Source organism: Streptomyces sp. NPDC098781 (assembly GCF_044759995.1).
Classification (GTDB): Bacteria; Actinomycetota; Actinomycetes; order Streptomycetales; family Streptomycetaceae; genus Streptomyces.
On sequence record NZ_JBIWAK010000008.1, the window covers coordinates 462,792 to 480,863 of the forward strand.

17 protein-coding genes are annotated in these 18,072 nt (G+C 71.3%); 3 read left to right on the top strand and 14 right to left on the bottom strand.

Features of this window, described 5'->3' with window-relative positions; all coding sequences use genetic code 11:
• Positions 1–9: 9 nt before the first annotated feature.
• Genes ACIQWG_RS31315 through ACIQWG_RS31325 form a run of 3 tightly spaced genes read right to left on the bottom strand, consistent with a single transcriptional unit; the run spans position 10 to position 2,556 of the window.
• A complete protein-coding gene (locus tag ACIQWG_RS31315; protein WP_404101849.1) occupies positions 10–786 on the bottom strand; it encodes an ABC transporter permease in 777 nt (258 codons plus the stop codon).
• Positions 786–1,559, bottom strand: a complete 774-nt coding sequence (locus ACIQWG_RS31320; RefSeq protein ID WP_404101773.1) for an ABC transporter permease — start codon at positions 1,557–1,559, stop codon at positions 786–788. Before ACIQWG_RS31320 ends, ACIQWG_RS31315 begins: the two co-directional genes overlap by 1 nt.
• 28 nt (positions 1,560–1,587) lie before the next feature.
• A complete protein-coding gene (locus ACIQWG_RS31325) occupies positions 1,588–2,556 on the bottom strand; it encodes an ABC transporter substrate-binding protein (protein ID WP_404101774.1) in 969 nt (322 codons plus the stop codon).
• A gap of 157 nt (positions 2,557–2,713) precedes the next feature.
• Between ACIQWG_RS31325 and ACIQWG_RS31330 the strand changes: the two genes are divergently transcribed.
• Positions 2,714–3,565, top strand: a complete 852-nt coding sequence (locus ACIQWG_RS31330; RefSeq protein ID WP_404101775.1) for an IclR family transcriptional regulator C-terminal domain-containing protein — start codon at positions 2,714–2,716, stop codon at positions 3,563–3,565.
• Here the strand turns inward: ACIQWG_RS31330 and ACIQWG_RS31335 are convergent.
• The 6 genes from ACIQWG_RS31335 to ACIQWG_RS31360 form a co-directional block, all read right to left on the bottom strand.
• Complete coding sequence (locus ACIQWG_RS31335; RefSeq protein WP_404101777.1) at positions 3,480–4,418, bottom strand: PDR/VanB family oxidoreductase; 939 nt, start codon at positions 4,416–4,418, stop codon at positions 3,480–3,482. The genes ACIQWG_RS31330 and ACIQWG_RS31335 overlap by 86 nt on opposite strands.
• Positions 4,411–4,587, bottom strand: coding sequence for a hypothetical protein (locus ACIQWG_RS31340; protein ID WP_404101778.1), 177 nt, complete (start codon positions 4,585–4,587; stop codon positions 4,411–4,413). The genes ACIQWG_RS31335 and ACIQWG_RS31340 overlap by 8 nt, the downstream gene beginning before the upstream one ends.
• Positions 4,584–5,654, bottom strand: a complete 1,071-nt coding sequence (locus ACIQWG_RS31345; protein ID WP_404101780.1) for a Rieske 2Fe-2S domain-containing protein — start codon at positions 5,652–5,654, stop codon at positions 4,584–4,586. The genes ACIQWG_RS31340 and ACIQWG_RS31345 overlap by 4 nt, the downstream gene beginning before the upstream one ends.
• A gap of 115 nt (positions 5,655–5,769) precedes the next feature.
• A complete protein-coding gene (gene poxB, locus ACIQWG_RS31350) occupies positions 5,770–7,506 on the bottom strand; it encodes a ubiquinone-dependent pyruvate dehydrogenase (protein ID WP_404101781.1) in 1,737 nt (578 codons plus the stop codon).
• Between the two features lie 28 nt (positions 7,507–7,534).
• Positions 7,535–8,023: a hypothetical protein gene (locus ACIQWG_RS31355; RefSeq protein ID WP_404101783.1), complete on the bottom strand. Its 489-nt coding sequence runs from the start codon at positions 8,021–8,023 to the stop codon at positions 7,535–7,537.
• Between the two features lie 146 nt (positions 8,024–8,169).
• Positions 8,170–9,468 (bottom strand): MFS transporter, encoded by a 1,299-nt coding sequence (locus ACIQWG_RS31360; protein ID WP_404101784.1) that lies wholly within the window; start codon positions 9,466–9,468, stop codon positions 8,170–8,172.
• A 162-nt stretch (positions 9,469–9,630) separates the two neighbouring features.
• Between ACIQWG_RS31360 and ACIQWG_RS31365 the strand changes: the two genes are divergently transcribed.
• Complete coding sequence (locus ACIQWG_RS31365; RefSeq protein WP_404101786.1) at positions 9,631–11,682, top strand: phosphocholine-specific phospholipase C; 2,052 nt, start codon at positions 9,631–9,633, stop codon at positions 11,680–11,682.
• Positions 11,683–11,712: 30 nt separating this feature from the next.
• On the opposite strand, the gene ACIQWG_RS31370 is transcribed toward ACIQWG_RS31365, so the two are convergent.
• Complete coding sequence (locus ACIQWG_RS31370; RefSeq protein WP_404101788.1) at positions 11,713–12,699, bottom strand: hypothetical protein; 987 nt, start codon at positions 12,697–12,699, stop codon at positions 11,713–11,715.
• Positions 12,696–13,517, bottom strand: coding sequence for a phosphatase PAP2 family protein (locus tag ACIQWG_RS31375; protein ID WP_404101790.1), 822 nt, complete (start codon positions 13,515–13,517; stop codon positions 12,696–12,698). The genes ACIQWG_RS31370 and ACIQWG_RS31375 overlap by 4 nt, the downstream gene beginning before the upstream one ends.
• A 232-nt stretch (positions 13,518–13,749) precedes the next feature.
• On the opposite strand from ACIQWG_RS31375, the gene ACIQWG_RS31380 reads away from it, so the two are divergent.
• Positions 13,750–14,364, top strand: a complete 615-nt coding sequence (locus tag ACIQWG_RS31380) for a TetR/AcrR family transcriptional regulator C-terminal ligand-binding domain-containing protein (RefSeq protein ID WP_404101792.1) — start codon at positions 13,750–13,752, stop codon at positions 14,362–14,364.
• A 147-nt stretch (positions 14,365–14,511) separates the two neighbouring features.
• On the opposite strand, the gene ACIQWG_RS31385 is transcribed toward ACIQWG_RS31380, so the two are convergent.
• From ACIQWG_RS31385 to ACIQWG_RS31395, 3 genes are all read right to left on the bottom strand, one after another.
• Positions 14,512–15,495: a DUF2510 domain-containing protein gene (locus ACIQWG_RS31385; protein ID WP_404101793.1), complete on the bottom strand. Its 984-nt coding sequence runs from the start codon at positions 15,493–15,495 to the stop codon at positions 14,512–14,514.
• A gap of 119 nt (positions 15,496–15,614) precedes the next feature.
• Positions 15,615–16,769: an anhydro-N-acetylmuramic acid kinase gene (locus ACIQWG_RS31390; RefSeq protein ID WP_404101794.1), complete on the bottom strand. Its 1,155-nt coding sequence runs from the start codon at positions 16,767–16,769 to the stop codon at positions 15,615–15,617.
• A gap of 4 nt (positions 16,770–16,773) precedes the next feature.
• Positions 16,774–18,045: an MFS transporter gene (locus ACIQWG_RS31395; RefSeq protein WP_404101796.1), complete on the bottom strand. Its 1,272-nt coding sequence runs from the start codon at positions 18,043–18,045 to the stop codon at positions 16,774–16,776.
• Between the last annotated feature and the right edge of the window lie 27 nt (positions 18,046–18,072).

Here is an 18,072-nt window from a genome sequence, read left to right on the forward strand (position 1 = left end):
CCCGCCCCTTCAGGACCGCCGGGTGGTCGCGCGCAGACCGTGGTACCAGCCGAGCACCCGGCGCTCGACCAGCTGGAAGACGACGGAGAGCAGGAAGCCGAGCAGGCCCAGGACGAGGATCCCGGTCCACATGTCGGGGACCGCGAAGCTGCGCTGGAACTGGACGACGGTGAACCCGATGCCGTTGTTGGCCGCGAACATCTCGCTGATGACCATCAGGATGATGCCGATCGACAGCGCCTGACGCAGCCCGGCGAAGATCTGCGGGCTCGCGGACCGCAGCACCAGATGACGCAGACGGGCGACGCCCGTGACACCGTACGAGCGTGCCGTCTCCAGCATCACCGAGTCGACCGCGCGCACACCCTCCACGGTGTTGAGCAGGATCGGCCAGACGCAGCCGCTCGCGATCACGACGATCTTCATGGTGTCGCCGATGCCCGCGAAGAGCATGATGACCGGGACCAGCACGGGCGGCGGAACGGCCCGCAGGAACTCGAGGACCGGTTCGCACACCGCGCGCACCGTGCGGTACGAGCCGATGACCGTGCCGAGCGCGACGCCTACGACGGCTGCCGTCGCGTAGCCCGCGAGCAGCCGCAGCACGCTCGGCACGGCGTCCGTGCGCAGCCGGGCGGCGGTCCAGACGTCCGGGAAGGTGTCGAGGATCGTCCGCAGCGGCGGCCAGAAGGGATCCGTGCTGCCCGCCGACGCCGCCCACCACACGGCGACCAGCACCACGGGCAGCGCCACGACGAGGACCAGCCTCAGCAGCAGACGCCCGATCACACCGCCACCTCCCCGCGCACCGACTGGTGCCAGGCCAGCGCCCACCGCTCGACCGTGCGCGCGCCGACATTGATGACCAGCCCGAGCAGCCCCGCGACCACGATCAGCGCGTACATCTCCGGAACCGCCTGCGAGGTCTGCGCCACCGCGATCTGCTGGCCCAACCCCGGCGCGCCGATGACGAGTTCGGCGGTGATCGCCAGGATCAGGGCCACGGCCGCGGCCAGCCGCACCCCGGTCATGACGTACGGCAGCGCGGTCGGCCACAGCACATGGCGCACCCGCGCCCAGGTGCCGAGGCCGTACGAGCGCGCCGTCTCCTCGGCGACCGGGTCGACGTCCTGGACGCCGTACAGGGTCTGGATCAGCACCTGCCAGAAGGAGGCGTACACGACGAGGAGGAGCACCGACCTCAGTTCGGTGCCGTAGAGCAGCACCGCCAGCGGGATCAGCGCCACCGAAGGGATGGGGCGCAGGAACTCGATCGTCGAGGCCGTCGCGGCACGCAGATACGGCACCACCGAGACGACCACGCCGGCGACGACACCGGCGCAGACCGCGATGGCCAGGCCCAGCGCCCAGCCGGTGAGGGTGTCGCCGAGCGCGCGCCAGAAGACGTCGTCGGAGAGTTCGTCCCACAGGGCCGAGACGATCCGGCTGGTCGGCGGGAAGTAGGCCTCCTTGACCAGGCCGAGCCGCGGCACCGCCTCGCCCAGGGCGAGGAAGGCCGCGAGTCCGGCCGCACCGAGTGCGACGTTCACGCCTCTCATGCGTCCGTGTCCCTCACGGCTGTGTCGCTCACGGCAGTAGGGCGTCCAGGTCGGGCGTCTTCTTGAAGAGGCCGTCCTCCTCGCCGAGCTTCATCAGGGCCTCGATGGAGGGGCGGTTCGGTTCGGCCGGCCATTTCGGCAGGATGACCTTCTCCAGCACCGCCGCCGGGATCTTCGTGTACGTCGTGACGATCTGCCGGGCCTCGTCCGGGTGGGTCTCGGCGTAGGCGAGGGACTCGGCGGTGGCGTCCTGGAACTTCTTGACCATGTCCGGGTTCTGCTGTGCGTACCGCGTCGAGGTGAAGTACATCGCCACGGTGAGCTCCGGCGCGACGTCGATCAGCGGGGAGGCGATCTCCCGGCCGCCCTGGCTGCGGATGGTGGCCGTCGCCGGCTCGACCACGCACGCGGCGTCGATCTGTCCCTGGTCGAGGGCGGCCGGCATCTGGTCGAAGGCCATCTCGACGAGCTTCACCTGGTCCGGGTCGCCGCCCGCCTCGCGCACCGCCTGGCGTACCGCGGTCTCGTTGATGTTCTTCAGGGTGTTGATGGCGACCTTCTTGCCCTCGAGCTCCTTCGCCGACTTGATCGGGCTGTCCCTCTTGACCATCAGGCCGTTGAAGTCCTTGCCCTTCACACCGGTCGACGCGATGCCGTTGGCCACGGCCTTCACGGGCACCCCGTTGGACTGCGCCACCATCAAGGACGTCACATTGCTGAAGCCGAACTGGAACTGACCGCTCGCCACCCCCGGCACGATCGCCGCACCGCCCTGAGCGGTGGTGAACTCCAGCTTCAGGCCCTGCTTTTCGAAGAACCCCTTCTTCTGGCCGAGGTACAGCGGCGCGACATCGACGATCGGGATGAGCCCGAGCTTGACGGTGGTGAGACCGCCGGACGACGCGCCCGCGTCCGACGATCCGTCGTCGGACGAGCCACAGGCCGTCGCGACGAGCAGCAGGGCGCCGGCGCTGAGACCGGCGGACAGACGACGCATGGCTCCTCCTGTACAGACAACGTGCAACGGTGTTCCGACAGGTTGTGCGCAACGCGCACAGTAGTGCGCGAGTTCACTCAGCGGGAAGGTAGAAGCCTCAAACGGATCCGGTCAATGGGTTCGCCGACAACATTGTTGACACTTTCTGGAGGTGGCGATGTCCGCCGACGCCCGCGCACCGCACTTCGTGAAGTCCTTCGAGCGTGGCCTCGCCGTCATCCGCTGCTTCGACGCCGACCATCCCGCCCGCACGCTCAGCGACGTCGCCCACACCTGTGAGCTGACCCGCGCCGCCGCCCGCCGCCTGCTGCTCACCCTGGCCGATCTCGGCTACGTCCGCCAGGACGGCCGTCTCTTCCGGCTCACCCCGCGCGTGCTGGAACTCGGCTACAGCTACCTGGCCGGCTACACCCTGCCCCAGATCGCCGAACCGCATCTGGAGCAACTCGTGGCACAGGTGCGGGAGTCGTCGTCCCTGTGTGTCCTCGACGGCGACGACATCGTGTACGTCGCCCGGGTCCCGACCAGCCGCATCATGACCGCGTCCATCACGGTCGGGACGCGCTTCCCGGCGTATGTGACCTCGGTGGGCCGGGTGATCCTGGCCCACCTGCCCCAGGAGGAGGCCGAACTCCGCCTGACCGGCGGCGAGTTGAAGTCGTTCACCCCGCGCACCCTCACCTCCCCGGACGCCCTGCGGGCGGAGCTGCGCCGCGTCCGCCGGCAGGGATACGCCCTCGTGGACCAGGAGTTGGAGGAGGGACTCAGGTCCGTCGCCGCCCCGGTGCGGGACCGGGACGGCGAAGTGGTCGCGGCCGTCAACATCGCCGTGCACGCCGGCCGCAACACCGTCGACTCCGTGCGCCGGGACCTGTTGCCGCCGCTGCGGGCGACGGTCGCCCGGATCGAGGCCGACCTGCGGATCACAGATCCAGGACCAGCCGCTTCCCCCGGCAACGGGACACACAGATCATCATCGTCTCGCCGCTCTCCCGCTCCTGGGGCGTGAGCACGCAGTCCCGGTGGTCCGGAGTGCCGTCGAGGACGTCGGTCTCACAGGTCCCGCAGGTTCCCTCGGTGCAGGAGTACAGCACCTCGATGCCGGCTTCCCTCACCGTGTCCAGCACGGAGGCACCCGGCGCGACGGTGAGCGTCAGCCTGCTTTGCGCCAGCTCGACCTCGAACTCCTCGTCCACGTCGGCGGGTTGCTCCTTCGGCTGGAACCGCTCGACCCGCAGCACCCCGGACGGGCACCGCTCCTGCACGGCGTCGAGCAGCGGACCGGGGCCGCAGCAGTAGACGAGGGTGCCGTCGGGTATGTCGTCGAGTGCGGCGGCCAGATCGAGGAGCCCGGACTCGTCCTGCGGGGCGAGCGTGACCCGTTCGCCGTACCGTCCCAAGTCCTCGGTGAACGCCATGGACCGGCGAGTCCGCCCGCCGTAGAGCAGCGTCCAGTCGGCGCCCGCCGCCTCGCACGCGGCGAGCATCGGCAGGATCGGGGTGATGCCGATGCCGCCCGCGACGAAGCGGTAGCGGCCGGCGGGCTCCAGCCGGAAGTGGTTGCGCGGACCGCGTACCCGGACCTTGTCGCCCGGCTCCAACTGCTCGTGCACATGGGCCGATCCGCCCCTTCCGGCCGGCTCCCGCAGTACGGCGATCCGCCAGCGGTCGCGGTCCGCCGGGTCACCGCACAGCGAGTACTGCCGCTCCAGCTCCGGCCCGAGCACGACGTCGACATGGGCGCCCGGCTCCCAGGCCGGGAGCCGCTCGCCCAGCGGGTGGCGCAGGGTGAGGGCGAGGACGCCGTCGGCCGCGGACTCCCGCCGGTCCACGACGAGTTCGGCTTCGTACACGTCAGTCATGAACGGTTCCTCGGGGCTCGTGTCCCTGGGGGTGGGCGAGCATCCACTCCCACATCTCCACCGGGTCCTGCGCGGTGTGCTCGCGGCCGCAGTGACAGGTGCCGTGCAGGACGTCGGTGCCGGGCAGCCAGTCGATGCGGTAGATCTCGCCGGTCGAACCCGTGCTCACAGGACCTTCTCCACGGGCTTGTCGCCCTCCTCGACCAGCCGGGCGAGGATACGGCGGGCGGCCAGGCCGCCGGTGTCGATGTTAATACTGAGCTCCTGATAGCCGTGGCGCTCGGTACCGAGGGTCCGCTGGAGCAGATTGAGCGCGGTGACGTCCTGCATGACGACGGTGTGGTTGTTGCCGCGCAGGAACTCGGTGACCTCGTCGTCCTCCGTCGCCCAGTCCCGCGAGACCGCCCAGAAGTCGTACACCTTGCCGTCGCCGGACGGGGTGATGGCGTACGTGATCTCGGTGTGGAAGCCGTTCGGGTCACTGCCGTCGGCCTCCGGCAGCACTCCCACCGGGGCGATCCTGCTGTGCAGCAGATACAGACACGGGGCGTGGTACTCGATGTCCTGCCAGCGGGTGATCCGGCCCTCGATCCCCGTCGACCTCGCGTAGAACGGCGGGCACTCGGCGTCGTCCATGTGCCGGCTGACCCGGACGATGCCGGCGCCCTCGTCCACCTCCGTGGTGATCGGCGTCTCGGCGACCTCGGGGGTGCCGATGTAGCCGCCGTGCAGGTAGGTCTCGTGCGAGAGGTCGAGCAGGTTGTCGACGAGGAGGCCGTAGTCGCAGTCGATCGGCTCCATGCCGCGCACGGTGACCCAGCCGGGGGAGTCGACGTGCCTGGCCCGCGGGATGTCCTGGGGGTCGGCGAGCGCCGGGTCGCCGACCCACACCCAGATCAGGGAGTCCTGCTCGACGACCGGGTACGAGGCCACACGCGCCGTGCGCGGGACGCGTTTCTGCCCCGGCACGTACACACACGTACCGCTCGTGTCGTACGTGAACCCGTGGTACCCGCACACGATCCGGTCCCCGTCGAGCCGGGTCGGCGCCTCGGACAGCGGGTAACGCCGGTGCACACACCGGTCGTGCAGCACGACGGGCGTCCCCGCCTCCTCGGTGCGGTAGAGGACGAGGGTCTCACCGAGGACGGTCCGGCCGAGCAGCTCGCGCCCGACCTCATGGCTGTAGGCGGCGACGTACCACTGGTTCCTGGCGAAGGCGGTCGTGTGAGGCATGGGCTTCCCGTCCCTGTCGGCGGGGCTCCGTCGCCCCGCGTGCCGTGGTTGGACTCAGGGTCCTGACGGCCGCGGCAGCGACGCAAGGCTCCTTCCGCCCGGCGGAAGGACAGCCCTACTCGAGGCTGAGCTGGCGCAGATTGGTCCGGGTCAGCTCCACGATCTCGTCACCGCGTCCGGACAGTACGGTCCGGGTGGCGAACAGGGTGAAGCCCTTGATCTGCTCAAGGGTGAGCTTGGGGGGAAGCGAGAGCTCCTGGCGCTCGGTGTGGACCTCGACCAGCGCGGGCCCCTCGTGGGCGAAGGCCTCCCGCAGGGCGTCCTCCAGCTCGTCGGCGCGCTGGACGCGGGACGCGTGCAGGCCGGCCGCACGGGCCTGGGCGCTGAAATCGGGGTTCTCCAGGCCCGTGCCGTAGGTGACGACGCCCGCGGCCTTCATCTCCAACTCCACGAAGGCCAGCGCCGAGTTGTTGAAGACGACCACCTTCACCGGGAGGTCCAGCTGCCGCAGCGTGATCAGCTCGCCCAGCATCATCGCCAGACCGCCGTCGCCCGACAGCGCGATCACCTGGCGGCCGGGGTGGCCGGCCTGGATCCCGATCGCGTGCGGCAGGGCGTTGGCCATCGAGCCGTGATTGAACGAGCCGATGAGCCGGCGCCGCCCGTTCATCCGCAGATAGCGCGCCGCCCACACGGTGGGCGTGCCGACATCGGCGGTGAAGGCCGCGTCCTGCTCCGCCAGCCGGTCGATGGTGGCGGCGACGTACTGCGGGTGCAGAGGCGAGTCGGTCGGCTTGCCCTCGGCCAGCCGGTCCAGACGGGTGCGCACGCGCTGGTAGTGGCCGGTCATCGTGTTCAGGAAACGGTCGTCGTCCCGACGGGCCAGAAGGGGCAGGAGCGCCTGGGCGGTGTCCTTCACCGTTCCGACCAGCGGGACCTCCACCGGCGTACGGCGGCCGATGTGCTCGCCGCGCACGTCGACCTGCACCACGGACGCCTTCTGCGGATAGAACGAGCGGTACGGGAAGTCCGTGCCCAGCATCAGCAGTGCGTCGCAGTGCTCCATCGCCCGGTATCCGGAGCTGTAGCCGATCAGCCCGGTCAGTCCCACGTCGTAGGGGTTGTCGTAGCCCAGGAACTCCTTGCCGCGCAGCGAGTGCACCATGGGCGCCTTGAGCGCCTCGGCCAGCGCCACGGCCTCGTCGTGGGCCCCTTCGCAGCCGGCCCCGGCCAGGATGGTCACCCGTTCGGCCGAGTTGAGGACCTGGGCCGCTCGGGCCAGCGCGGCGTCGTCCGGCCGGATGTGGGACGAGGTCTTGAGCACCGGGTGCCGGACGGGCTTGTCCGGGGCGGGTGCCAGGAACAGTTCGCCGGGGACGACCAGCACCGCGACCCCGCTGCGTTCGAGCGCGGCACGGATCGCCATCCCCAGGAGCCAGGGCACCTGTTCGGGCATGCTCGCCAGTTCGCAGTACACGCTGCACTCGCGGAACAGCTGCTGCGGATGGGTCTCCTGGAAGTACTCGCTGCCGATCTGCTCCTGGGGAATCTGCGCGGCCACCGCGAGCACCGGCACCCGGCTGCGCTGTGCGTCGAACAGGCCGTTGATCAGATGCAGGTTGCCCGGCCCGCAACTGCCGGCCGCGACGGCGAGGCGCCCCGTCACACCCGCGTCCGCGGCGGCGGCGAAGGCCGCGGCCTCCTCGTGCCGTACGTGCCCCCACGCGATGGTGCCGTCCCGGCGCAGCGCGTCGGTGAAGCCGTTGAGGGAGTCGCCGGGCAGGCCGTACACCCGTCGTACCCCGGACGCCTTGAGCATGGAAACGATGAGGTCGGCGACCGTGTCGGCCATGATGTGACGTCCTCCTGAGTGCGGAAGTTCAGTGCCGCGCCCGCGGACCGCAGAGCAGCCGGTTGAAGACGCTCACCGTGACCACCGCGTAGGCGAGGTGCGGAACGATGTCGGAAACCCAGTCGGATGCGGCCCAGGTCCGGGGATCGGTCACCCCCAGTACCGTCATGGGCCCGTTGGTGGCCACCAGTGCCCCCACTACGGCCACCGCGTACTGGGTGCCGAGAGCCGGCCGCCAACCCGCCGCGTGCCCGAGCCCCAGCAAGGCGCCCATACCGGTCCCGGCCGCCAGACCCGTCAGCGCACCGAGAGCCGTGACCCGGCTCTCCTGCGCCTGGCCCTCGCCGGGGATGCGCAGGTGCAGCTTCTGCGCCAGCTTGCGCACGGTCGTCTCGGGTGTGGAGCTCGCCGGTCGGCCGCGCAGCACCATGTCGCCGTAGGAGACCACGTCGAGCGCGGTGCTGCCCGCGGCCCCGGCGGCGGCCCCGTACAGCAGCGGGCCCGTGACACACACCATGACAATCCTCCTACCGCCCGCGAGACCTCCGAAGCGCGAGGGGACGTCGGCACGGCGGACCGACCTGCTCCCCGCATCAGAATGCGCCACCTCCGCCGCACCCGCCACGGGAGGACGATCCGGCAGGACGCCGGCCCCGGGACGGATCAGCGCTCCAACGCCCGGTGCGCCGTCTCCGGAAGGCGCAGATACACCAGCGAGGAGCCGAGGCACAGGACGGCGACGTACCAGGGGAAGAGGTCCGCGTGCCCCAGCTCCTTGAACAGCGTGCCCACGTAGGGCGCCGTACCGCCGAACAACGCGACCGTCAGCGAGTAGGGGAATCCGATGCCCGCCGCCCGCACCCGGGGCGGGAACACCTCGGCGTTCACCGCCGCGCTGATCGAGGTGAAGCCGGTCAGGAGGACCATGCCGGCGCACTGCACGAGGAGGAGCACCACGAACGAGTCGCGCAGGGCGTGCAGCAGCGGGACCGTGAGGAGGGCGAAGCCCAGGCCGAAGAAGAGGAGCAGGGGGCGGCGGCCGAAGCGGTCGGACAGCAGGCCGCCGATCGGCTGGAGCAGGGCGAAGAAGGCCAGCGAGATCGTGCCGGCGAGCAGCGCGTCGGACTTCTCGACGCCCGCGTTGAGTTCGGCGTACGTCGGCAGGTACGACGTCCAGGTGTAGTAGGCGATGGTGCCGCCCGCCGTGATGCCGCCGATCAGCAGGGACTGGCGGGGATGGCGGCGCAGCGCCTCCAGCAGGCCGGGGCGCGGGGCCTGCCGCTGCTCGGCGCTCCGCGTCTCCTGCGCGCCCCGGCGGATCCAGAAGCCGACCAGGCTGAGTACGGCGCCCAGCACGAACGGCACCCGCCAGCCCCAGCCGTTCATCTGCCCGTCGCTCAGCGTGTCCACCAGCAGGGTCGCGATCCCGGAGGCGACGAGCTGCCCGACGGTCGTCGACACGTACTGGAAGCTGGAGAACAGCCCGCGCCTGCCCGGTCCCGCCGACTCCACGAGGAAGGTCGTCGAGGCCGCGAACTCGCCGCCCACGGACAGGCCTTGGAGGAGGCGGGCCAGGACCAGGATCACCGGCGCGAGGACACCGGCCGACTCGTACGTGGGGGTCAGGCCGACCAGCAGACTGCTGCCGCCCATCAGCAGGATGGTGACCGTCAGCGCGGCGCGCCGGCCGCGGCGGTCCGCGATGGCGCCCATGATCAGGCCGCCCACCGGACGCATGAAGAAGCCGACCGCGAAGACCGCGAACGTCGACAGCAGCGGCACCAGGGAGTTGTCCGCGCTCTTCGGGAAGACCTCGGCCGCGATGTAGGTGGCGAGGAAGGTGTAGGCGTACCAGTCGTACCACTCCACGGCGTTGCCGACGGAGGCGGCGAGGAGCTGGCGTACGGGCCGGGAGGCCGGCGGGGAAACCGTGCGCGTCGTCTCTGTCATGATCGCGACCATCCCCGCACCCCGGCCCCGGCACACCTCACGTACCCGCGACTTTCACACGAGCGCCACCGGACCCTTCCCTGACGTTTGGTGCTCCTGGAACACTCCTTCCGCGCGCATTCCGTCACATGCCGTCCGGTCAAATCACCCCCTATGGGAAGAGGTCCCTCACCCATGCCCGAAGTCAATCGCCGCAGATTCCTTCAACTCGCGGGCGCGACCACGGCGTTCACGGCTCTGTCGAGCAGCATCCAGCGGGCCGCCGCCCTTCCGGCGAACCACCGCACCGGGTCGATCGAGGACGTCGAGCACATCGTCGTCCTGATGCAGGAGAACCGTTCCTTCGACCACTACTTCGGCGCGCTGCGCGGCGTGCGCGGCTTCGGTGACCCGCGCCCGGTGGCGCACGACAACGGCAAGTCGATCTGGCACCAGTCGAACGGCACCAAGGACATCCTGCCGTTCCACCCGGACGCCGACGACCTCGGCATGCAGTTCCTGGAAGGCCTCCCGCACGGCTGGAACGACGGCCAGCAGGCGTACAACGGCGGCAAGTACGACAAGTGGATACCCGCCAAGGGCACCACGACGATGGCGTACCTGACCCGGGACGACATCCCCTTCCACTACGCCCTCGCCGACGCCTTCACGGTCTGCGACGCCTACCACTGCTCGTTCATCGGCTCCACCGACCCGAACCGCTACTACATGTGGACGGGCTACACGGGCAACGACGGCACCGGCGGCGGCCCGGTCCTCGGCAATGACGAGCTCGGCTACGGCTGGACCACCTACCCCGAGCGCCTGGAGCAGGCCGGCATCTCCTGGAAGCTCTACCAGGACATCGGCGACGGCCTGGACGCGGCCGGCTCCTGGGGCTGGATCGACGACGCCTACCGCGGCAACTACGGCGACAACTCGCTGCTGTACTTCAACAAGTACCGCGAGGCCAAGCCCGGCGACCCCTGGTACGACAAGGCCCGCACCGGCACCGACGTCAAGAACGGCGACGGCTACTTCGACCAGCTGAAGGCCGACGTCAAGGCCGGCAAGCTGCCGCAGATCTCCTGGATCGCCGCCCCCGAGGCCTTCACCGAGCACTCCAACTGGCCCTCGAACTACGGCGCCTGGTACATCGCCCAGGTCCTGGACGCGCTCACCTCCAACCCGGAGGTCTGGTCGAAGACGGCGCTGTTCATCACCTTCGACGAGAACGACGGCTTCTTCGACCACGTCGTGCCGCCGCTTCCGCCGAAGGACGCCTCCAAGGGCAAGTCCACCGTCGACGTCTCGCTGGACCTGTACAAGGGCGACAGCAAGCGCCCGGCCGGCCCCTACGGGCTCGGCCCGCGGGTGCCGATGCTGGTCGTCTCGCCGTGGAGCAAGGGCGGTTACGTCTGCTCCGAGACCCTCGACCACACCTCGATCCTGCGGTTCATGGAGCGCCGGTTCGGCGTCAAGGAGACGAACATCTCCCCGTGGCGCCGGACCATCTGCGGCGACCTGACCTCGGCCTTCGACTTCTCCCGCAAGGACAGCCGCCCCGCCGCGCTGCCGGAGACGGACGAGTACGAGCCGCAGGACCGCGAGCGTCACCCGGACTACAGGCCCACGCCGCCGGCCGACCCGGACATGCCCAGGCAGGAGCGCGGTCTGCGTCGGTCCCGCCCGCTGAAGTACGTCCCGCACGTGGACGGTTCGGTGGACGCGGCGGCCGGCAAGTTCACGCTGTCCTTCGCCTCCGGCGCCAAGGCCGGTGCCGCCTTCCACGTCACGTCCGGCAACCGCACCGACGGCCCGTGGATGTACACCACCGAGGCGGGCAAGGGCATCGCGGACACCTGGAACTCGGTGTACTCGGGCGGCTCGTACGACCTGACGGTGCACGGCCCGGCCGGCTTCGTGCGCTACTTCAAGGGCTCCAACAAGGCGGCCGGCGCCGAGGTCACCGCCCGCCACAGGGGCGACGACATCGAGCTGACGTTCAGCAACAGGACGACCGCGAACATCCGCCTGAAGGTGGCCAACGGGTACGGCGGCCGTCCCACCACGGTGACGGTGCGCGCCGGCGCCACGGAGCGCCGCACGTTCGACCTGGCGACGAGCCGTCGCTGGTACGACCTGACCGTCACCTCCGAGACCGACCCGGCGTTCCTGCGCCGGTTCGCCGGACGCGTCGAGACGGGTCAGCCGGGCGTGAGCGACCCGGCGATCATCACGGAGTAGTCAGCATCGCGGTGCCGCTCGGAGCACCGATCACAGCGCCGTGAGGTGCCCCGGCCCAGGCTGCCGGGGCACCAGCGCCGGTTCCGGGGCGGCCGTGCCGGGCTCCAGGGCGAGTACGGCCGCCACCGGGTGCGCCTCGGGGACCTCGGCGGGCTGGTCGTACCCGTCGTACCCGTCGTACTCGTCGTTCCCGGCGGGCGCGGGCGTCGCACGGCTGAGCAGCACCACGCCCCAGGACGCCAGGCCCGCCCCGGCCAGCGCGAGCAGGACGCCCGCCGGGCCACCCCGCAACCGCTCGCCGAGCAGGACGAGCCCGATCAACGCGGCCGCCAGCGGGTTCGCCAGCGTCACCACGGCGAGCGGGGCACCGAGACCGCCCCGGTAGGCGGTCTGCGACAGCAGCAGCCCGCTCACCGCGAAGGTGGCGACCAGCAGCGCCACGCCGACCACCTGAAGGCTGAGCAGCGGCGCGGAGTGGTCGGTCGCGGCCACGGTGACCGTCTGGGTGAGCGCCGAGGCCACCCCGGAGGCGAATCCGGACGCGGTCGCGTGCCGCAGTCCCGGCCGGGCGCCCCGCCTCGACAGCATGCCGATCAGGGTCACCGTCACCGCCGCGACCGCCATCGCCTCGGAGGTGCTCAGCACCTCCTCGGGCGCGGGCCCGGTCGCCGTGACCAGGATCGCGGCCAAGCCGACCAGGGTCAGGGCCGTACCGCGCCACTCCACCGCGCTGACCCGCCGACCCGCCATCCGCGCCCCCAGCGGCACCGCGGCCACCAGGGTGAGCGCGCCGAGCGGCTGGACCACGGTCAGCGGACCGTACTTCAGGGCCACGACGTGCAGCAGCGCGCCGGAGCCGTTGAGCAGGACCGCCCCCCACCAGGCGCCGGACCCCAGCAGCCGCAGCAGGCCCGAGCCCGCGGCGCGCGAGGCCAGCCGCTCCTGGGCGACGGCCGCGGCGGCGTAGGCGACGGCGGAGAACAGGGACAGCAGGACGGCGAGGAGGGTGGCGTTCATCGGGCCGCTCCCACGAGTACGGACTGCTCGTCCGTGGCTTCCTCGCTCCGGGGACCCGGTACGAGGGGGCCGGCACCGCGTCCGGCCGTCGTGATCGTGTGCTTCGGCAGGGGGATCACCGCGAGCGCGGGGCCGAGCAGGGCCGCCGCGACGATCGCGTCGAGCCAGTAGTGGTTGGCCGTGCCGACGATGACCAGCAGGGTCAGCATCGGGTGCAGCAGCCACAGCCACCGCCACCGCGAGCGGGTCGCGACGATCAGGCCGACGGCCACCATCAGGGCCCAGCCGAAGTGCAGCGACGGCATCGCGGCGAACTGGTTCGACAGGTGGTCGGTCTGCGGCGAGCCGTACACGCTGGGGCCGTACATCCGCCCGGTGTCGATCAGGCCGGTCGCGGCGAGCATGCGCGGCGGGGCGAGCGGGAACGTCAGATGCACCACCAGGGCCGCGGCGGTGACGGCGGCGAGGACGCGGCGGGCCCAGACGTAGTGCGCGGGGCGGCGCAGGTACAGCCACACCAGGAAGGCCGCGGTGGCCGGGAAGTGCACGGTCGCGTAGTAGGTGTTCGCGAGGTGTACGAGCGAGTCGCCGTGCAGCAGCAGGTTCTGCAGCGAGGCCTCGTCGGGCAGGTGGAGGGCCCGTTCCAGGTCCCATACGCGGTCCGCGTCGCGGAAGGCCTCGCCGGTGTGGCCCGTGGCCAGCTGCCGGCCGAACTTGTAGACGAGGAAGAGCCCCGCGACGAGCAGGAACTCCCGGACGAGCGGAGGCCGGGCTATCGCCTCGGTCTCCGTCCGATCAGGCTCGGTGCGGCCATTCATCCCCCGGCCCTTTCGCTCACGTGGGTGGTGCTGGTGGAGCTGTCGAGCTGTTGACTCCCCTGGCTCGGCGAACTCATCGATACGTCGACGTACCGAAACGCCAGTGTACCGATACGCCACTGTACCGATACGCTCGCGTTCCGGTACAGTGGCGTTTCGATAGATGTGCGACACACTGGAGACCAGGCCCCGCGCAGGCGGGGCAGGCCCACCCGAGTGAGGAGACGAGCAGATGACGTCGCAGGCCGCGGACGGACCGGAGACGGTCGCCGCCTCGCGCCGCTCCAAGATCACGCCCGAGCGTGAGCAGGAGTTCTTCGACGCCGTGCTCGAACAGATCCGCGCCTGCGGCTACGACTCCGTCACCATGGAGGGCGTCGCCGCCAGCACGCGTTGCAGCAAGGCCACGCTGTACCGGCAGTGGAGGACGAAGCCGCAGTTCGTGGCGGCCGCCCTGCGCGCCAGTCGGCAGACCCGCTTCGACGGCATCGACACCGGCACGCTCGCCGGGGACCTCAAGGAGGCCGCCCGGGCCGCGGGGGCCTGGTCCTCCAAGGACACCCGGCTGCTGCAAGCCCTCGGCCACGCCGTCATGGAGGACCCGGAGCTGAAGCGGGCACTGCGCGAGGCGCTGATCGAGCCCGAGCTCGACGCGCTGCGGGAGATTCTGCGGCGCGGGGTCGAGCGCGGTGAGGTGGACGCCGGCCATCCGGCGCTGGAGTACATCCCCGCCCAGATCTTCGGCGTGCTGCGGGCCCGCCCCGTACTGGAGGGCGAGGACGCCGACCCCGAGTACATCGTCCGTTTCGTGGAGGCCGCCGTGCTGCCGACGCTCGGCCTCACCTGAGACTCAGGCCGCCGTCCATGGGATGACTGGACGGTGACCTGTAACGCGCCGCACCGTGGGGACGGGGGCGGCGCGCACCCCCCGGCCGGGTGGGGCTCCCCTTGAGCGGAGGGGAGCCTCGCCCGGCCGCATCATGTGCGGGGCGCGTCAGACGTCCTGGCCGTTGCCGCCGCCGGTGGACACCTTGACGCCCTCGGTGATCTCGTCGAGGACCGACTGCCCCTCGGTGACGTCGACGCCGAAGCGGATCACGACCATCTGCTGCGCGGCGACCGGCGAGGGGAAGGCGAGCGACTCGACGTAGCCGTCGGAGCCCTTGCTCGTCACCGCCTTCCAGCGGACCATGTAGCCCTTCTGCCCGGCCACGGTCACCGCCTTCGAGGCCAGCACCTCGTGCGAGGTGATCTCGCCGTACCCCTGGCCGTACGACTCCTCGGCGTTCTTCGCGATGTCCGCCTTGGCGACCTCCTCGGCCGTCTCGCCCTTGGTGCCGTGCTCCAGCGCCGGGGCTGAGTAGGCGCCGCCCTTGAGGCAGGTCTCAGTGGTCTTCGAGGGGCACTTGTACGACTCCTTCGACGACACCTGCGCGCCCACCGTCAGCTGCTGGCCGTACCAGCCGTCCGGCACCGGGATGCTGATCCCGTTCACCGGGTCGGTCACCGAGCCGCTCTCCACCCTCGGCGCCTCGGACCCCTCGGGCGCGGGCGACTGGCCACCGGAACCGCCGTCGCCGCCGCCGGAGTCGCCGAACGGGCCGCCCTGCCCGCCCCCGGGGCCGCCCTGGCCGCCCGGCCCTCGCTGCTGGGAGTCGGCGCTGCCGCCGTCCGAGCTGTCGTTCGCGGTCAGCGCGTACACGCCGACGCCGATGCTCGCGAGGACGACCGCCGCCACTCCCACGGCTATGCCGGTGCGCAGGCCGCGCCGGCCGCCGGACGGCGGTGCGGCGGGGTAGGCCGGGTACATGGGGTACGTTCCGCCGACGGGCTGCCCCGGGGGACCCGGCACGGTGTCCGACCCGGCGGGGCGGACCTGGTCCGTCCAGGCCTTGCCGTCCCACCAACGCTCGGTGGGAGGACCGTCGTTCGTCTGTCCTGGGTCGGGGTACCACCCCGGAGGAGTCGCCTGCGTCATGGGTCCACCGTATGAGGCCTCGGTGAAAGGCGGATGAGAGGGACCCGTCCAGGTCACTCGGGGACGAGGTTCACCCGGGGACGAGGTTCACCCAGGGACGAGGTGACCCATGGGCGAGGTCACTCAAGGACGAGCCGCACCGGCAGCCTCCCGCCGGGCGGCGGAAGCCGCAGCCCGTCCCGGCCCGGCGTGATCGAACCCAGCACCCGCGCGTGTTGGGCCCCGGTGGCCGTCGGCACCGTGCCGGGCAACCCGTGCGCGGTCAGGAACCCCAGCACGGCGAAGGCGTACGCCTCCTTCGCGGCCGACGGGAGCCCCAGCTCGTCGGAGGCGCGCAGCGCCACCCCGGGCAGCCGCTGTCCGAGCATCCTCATCAGCACCGGATTGCGCGTCCCGCCGCCCGAGGCGATCACCTCGGTCGCGCCGACCGCCCGCACGGCGTCGGCGACCGTACGGGCCGTGAGCATGGTCAGCGTGGCGACGACGTCCTCGGCCGGCAGCGTGCCGAAACCGGACAGCGCGTCGCGCAGACGGCCCAGATGGAACGTCTCCTTACCGGTCGTCTTCGGCGCGGGCAGCGCGTAGTACGGCTCCTCCAGCAGCCTGTCCAGCAGCGGCTCGTGGACGGTGCCGCGGCCGGCCAGCGCCCCGTCCACGTCGTACGCCAGCCGCCCGCCGCTGAACCCCCGCGCCGCCGCGTCGATCAGCGCACAGCCCGGCCCGGTGTCGAAGGCGGTGCCGTCGGGCGCGGTGAGGTTGGCGATACCGCCGAGGTTGAGGGCGACCGGGGTCCCCGGCCGCCCGCGCAGCCACAGCAGGTCGACCAGGCTGACCAGCGGCGCGCCCTGGCCGCCGGCGGCGATGTCGCGGGGCCGGAAGTCGGCGACCACGGGCAGTCCGGTGGCCTCGGCGATCCACGCGGGCTGTCCGAGCTGGAGTGTGCCGTGCACCTGCCCTTCCTCGGCCCAGTGGTACACGGTCTGCCCGTGCGAGGCGACCAACTCCGCTCGCCCGCCGCACAGTTCACGGTCGGCTCGGACGGCCGCCGCCGCGAAGGACCGCCCGATGCGGGTGTCCAGCCGGCACACCTCGGCCATGGAGGTCGTGCCGGGCGGCAGCGCGGCCGTGAGGGTCTCCCGCAGCTCCTCGTCGTAGGTCTCGCTCACCAGCCCCAGCGGCCTGAGCACGAGGCTGTCGCCGACGAGGTCCAGGTCGGCGGCGCCGGCGTCGATGGCGTCGTAGGACGTGCCCGACATCAGACCGATCACCCGCATACGCTCAACTCGCCTTTCCTCGTGGACCGCCGAGCAGCGCGAGGACGCTCACCGCGCACGTCGCCGCCGCGTAGTACGCGGGGATGTCCACGTTCCCCGTCCGTTCGATGGTCTCCGTGATGATGAGCCCGGCGCAGCCCGAGAACACCGCATTGGACAGGGCGTAGGCGAGTCCCAGCCCGGTGCAGCGGACGTTCGTCGGGAACAGCTCGGCGAGCATCGCCGGGCCCGGTCCCGCCATCAGCCCCACGACGGCACCCGCGCCCCACACTGCCGCACCCTTCACGGTGAGGGAAACACCCGGGTCCTGAAGAAGGTTGAGCAGCGGCACCGCGAGCGCGACCACGAGCACCGCACCCGTCAGCATCACCGCCCGCCGCCCGATCCGGTCGCTGAGCCATCCCGCCGGCAGGATCGTCGTCGCGAACCCCAGGTTGGCCAGCACGGTCGCGACCAGCGCCTGCTGGAAGCTCGCGTCCAGCGTGGACTGAAGATACGAGGGCAGCACCACCAGGAACGTGTACCCGGCCGCCGCCCAGCCCATGATCCGCCCGGCACCCAGCGCGATCGCCGCCGCGACCTCCCGCACGGGTGGCCGCTCGGCCGCACGTTCCTCCCGGAACGCCGGCGTCTCGTCCAGCCGCAGCCGCAGCCACAGCGCGCCGAGACCCAGCGGCAGCGTCAGCAGGAACGGCAACCGCCATCCCCAGTCGCCCAGTTGCTCCTCGCTCAGCACGGTCGCGAGCAGCGCGGCCACCCCCGCACCGCCCAGCAGCCCCAGCGCCACGGTGAACGACTGCCACGACCCGTACAGCCCACGCCGCCCCGGTGGCGCGAACTCGGTCATCACCGACACCGCGCCGCCGAACTCCCCGCCCGCCGACAGCCCTTGGAGCACCCGCAGAAACGTCAGCAGCCACGGCGCCAGGGCGCCGACCGTGCCGTACGTCGGCAGCGCGCCGATCAGTGTCGTCGCCCCGGTCATCAGCGTGATCACCAGGATCAGCACCGGACGCCGGCCGATCCGGTCGCCGAGCCGGCCGAACAGGGCCGCGCCCACCGGCCGGAAGAAGAACGCCAGCGCGAACGAGGCGTACGTCTTCACCAGCGCCTCGGCCTCGCCGCCGCCCTCGGGGGTGAAGAAGCGAGCGGCGATGATCGTCGCGAAGTAGCCGTAGACGCCGAACTCGTACCACTCGATGAGGTTGCCCACCGACCCCGCGACCAGGGCCTTGCGGGACCGGGCCGTGCCGTGCTGCTGGAAAGTCACCGTCATTGCCAACGGTTTCCCGGACCGGCCGCG

What these genes read in the sequence shown, in the direction of transcription:
- ACIQWG_RS31320 (WP_404101773.1), bottom strand. Translation starts at nt 1,559, where the DNA reads ATGAGAGGCGTGAACGTCGCACTCGGTGCGGCCGGACTCGCGGCCTTC.
- ACIQWG_RS31325 (WP_404101774.1), bottom strand. Translation starts at nt 2,556, where the DNA reads ATGCGTCGTCTGTCCGCCGGTCTCAGCGCCGGCGCCCTGCTGCTCGTC.
- ACIQWG_RS31330 (WP_404101775.1), top strand. Translation starts at nt 2,714, where the DNA reads ATGTCCGCCGACGCCCGCGCACCGCACTTCGTGAAGTCCTTCGAGCGT.
- ACIQWG_RS31335 (WP_404101777.1), bottom strand. Translation starts at nt 4,418, where the DNA reads ATGACTGACGTGTACGAAGCCGAACTCGTCGTGGACCGGCGGGAGTCC.
- ACIQWG_RS31345 (WP_404101780.1), bottom strand. Translation starts at nt 5,654, where the DNA reads ATGCCTCACACGACCGCCTTCGCCAGGAACCAGTGGTACGTCGCCGCC.
- poxB (WP_404101781.1), bottom strand. Translation starts at nt 7,506, where the DNA reads ATGGCCGACACGGTCGCCGACCTCATCGTTTCCATGCTCAAGGCGTCC.
- ACIQWG_RS31355 (WP_404101783.1), bottom strand. Translation starts at nt 8,023, where the DNA reads ATGGTGTGTGTCACGGGCCCGCTGCTGTACGGGGCCGCCGCCGGGGCC.
- ACIQWG_RS31360 (WP_404101784.1), bottom strand. Translation starts at nt 9,468, where the DNA reads ATGGTCGCGATCATGACAGAGACGACGCGCACGGTTTCCCCGCCGGCC.
- ACIQWG_RS31365 (WP_404101786.1), top strand. Translation starts at nt 9,631, where the DNA reads ATGCCCGAAGTCAATCGCCGCAGATTCCTTCAACTCGCGGGCGCGACC.
- ACIQWG_RS31370 (WP_404101788.1), bottom strand. Translation starts at nt 12,699, where the DNA reads ATGAACGCCACCCTCCTCGCCGTCCTGCTGTCCCTGTTCTCCGCCGTC.
- ACIQWG_RS31375 (WP_404101790.1), bottom strand. Translation starts at nt 13,517, where the DNA reads ATGAATGGCCGCACCGAGCCTGATCGGACGGAGACCGAGGCGATAGCC.
- ACIQWG_RS31380 (WP_404101792.1), top strand. Translation starts at nt 13,750, where the DNA reads ATGACGTCGCAGGCCGCGGACGGACCGGAGACGGTCGCCGCCTCGCGC.
- ACIQWG_RS31385 (WP_404101793.1), bottom strand. Translation starts at nt 15,495, where the DNA reads ATGACGCAGGCGACTCCTCCGGGGTGGTACCCCGACCCAGGACAGACG.
- ACIQWG_RS31390 (WP_404101794.1), bottom strand. Translation starts at nt 16,769, where the DNA reads ATGCGGGTGATCGGTCTGATGTCGGGCACGTCCTACGACGCCATCGAC.
- ACIQWG_RS31395 (WP_404101796.1), bottom strand. Translation starts at nt 18,045, where the DNA reads ATGACGGTGACTTTCCAGCAGCACGGCACGGCCCGGTCCCGCAAGGCC.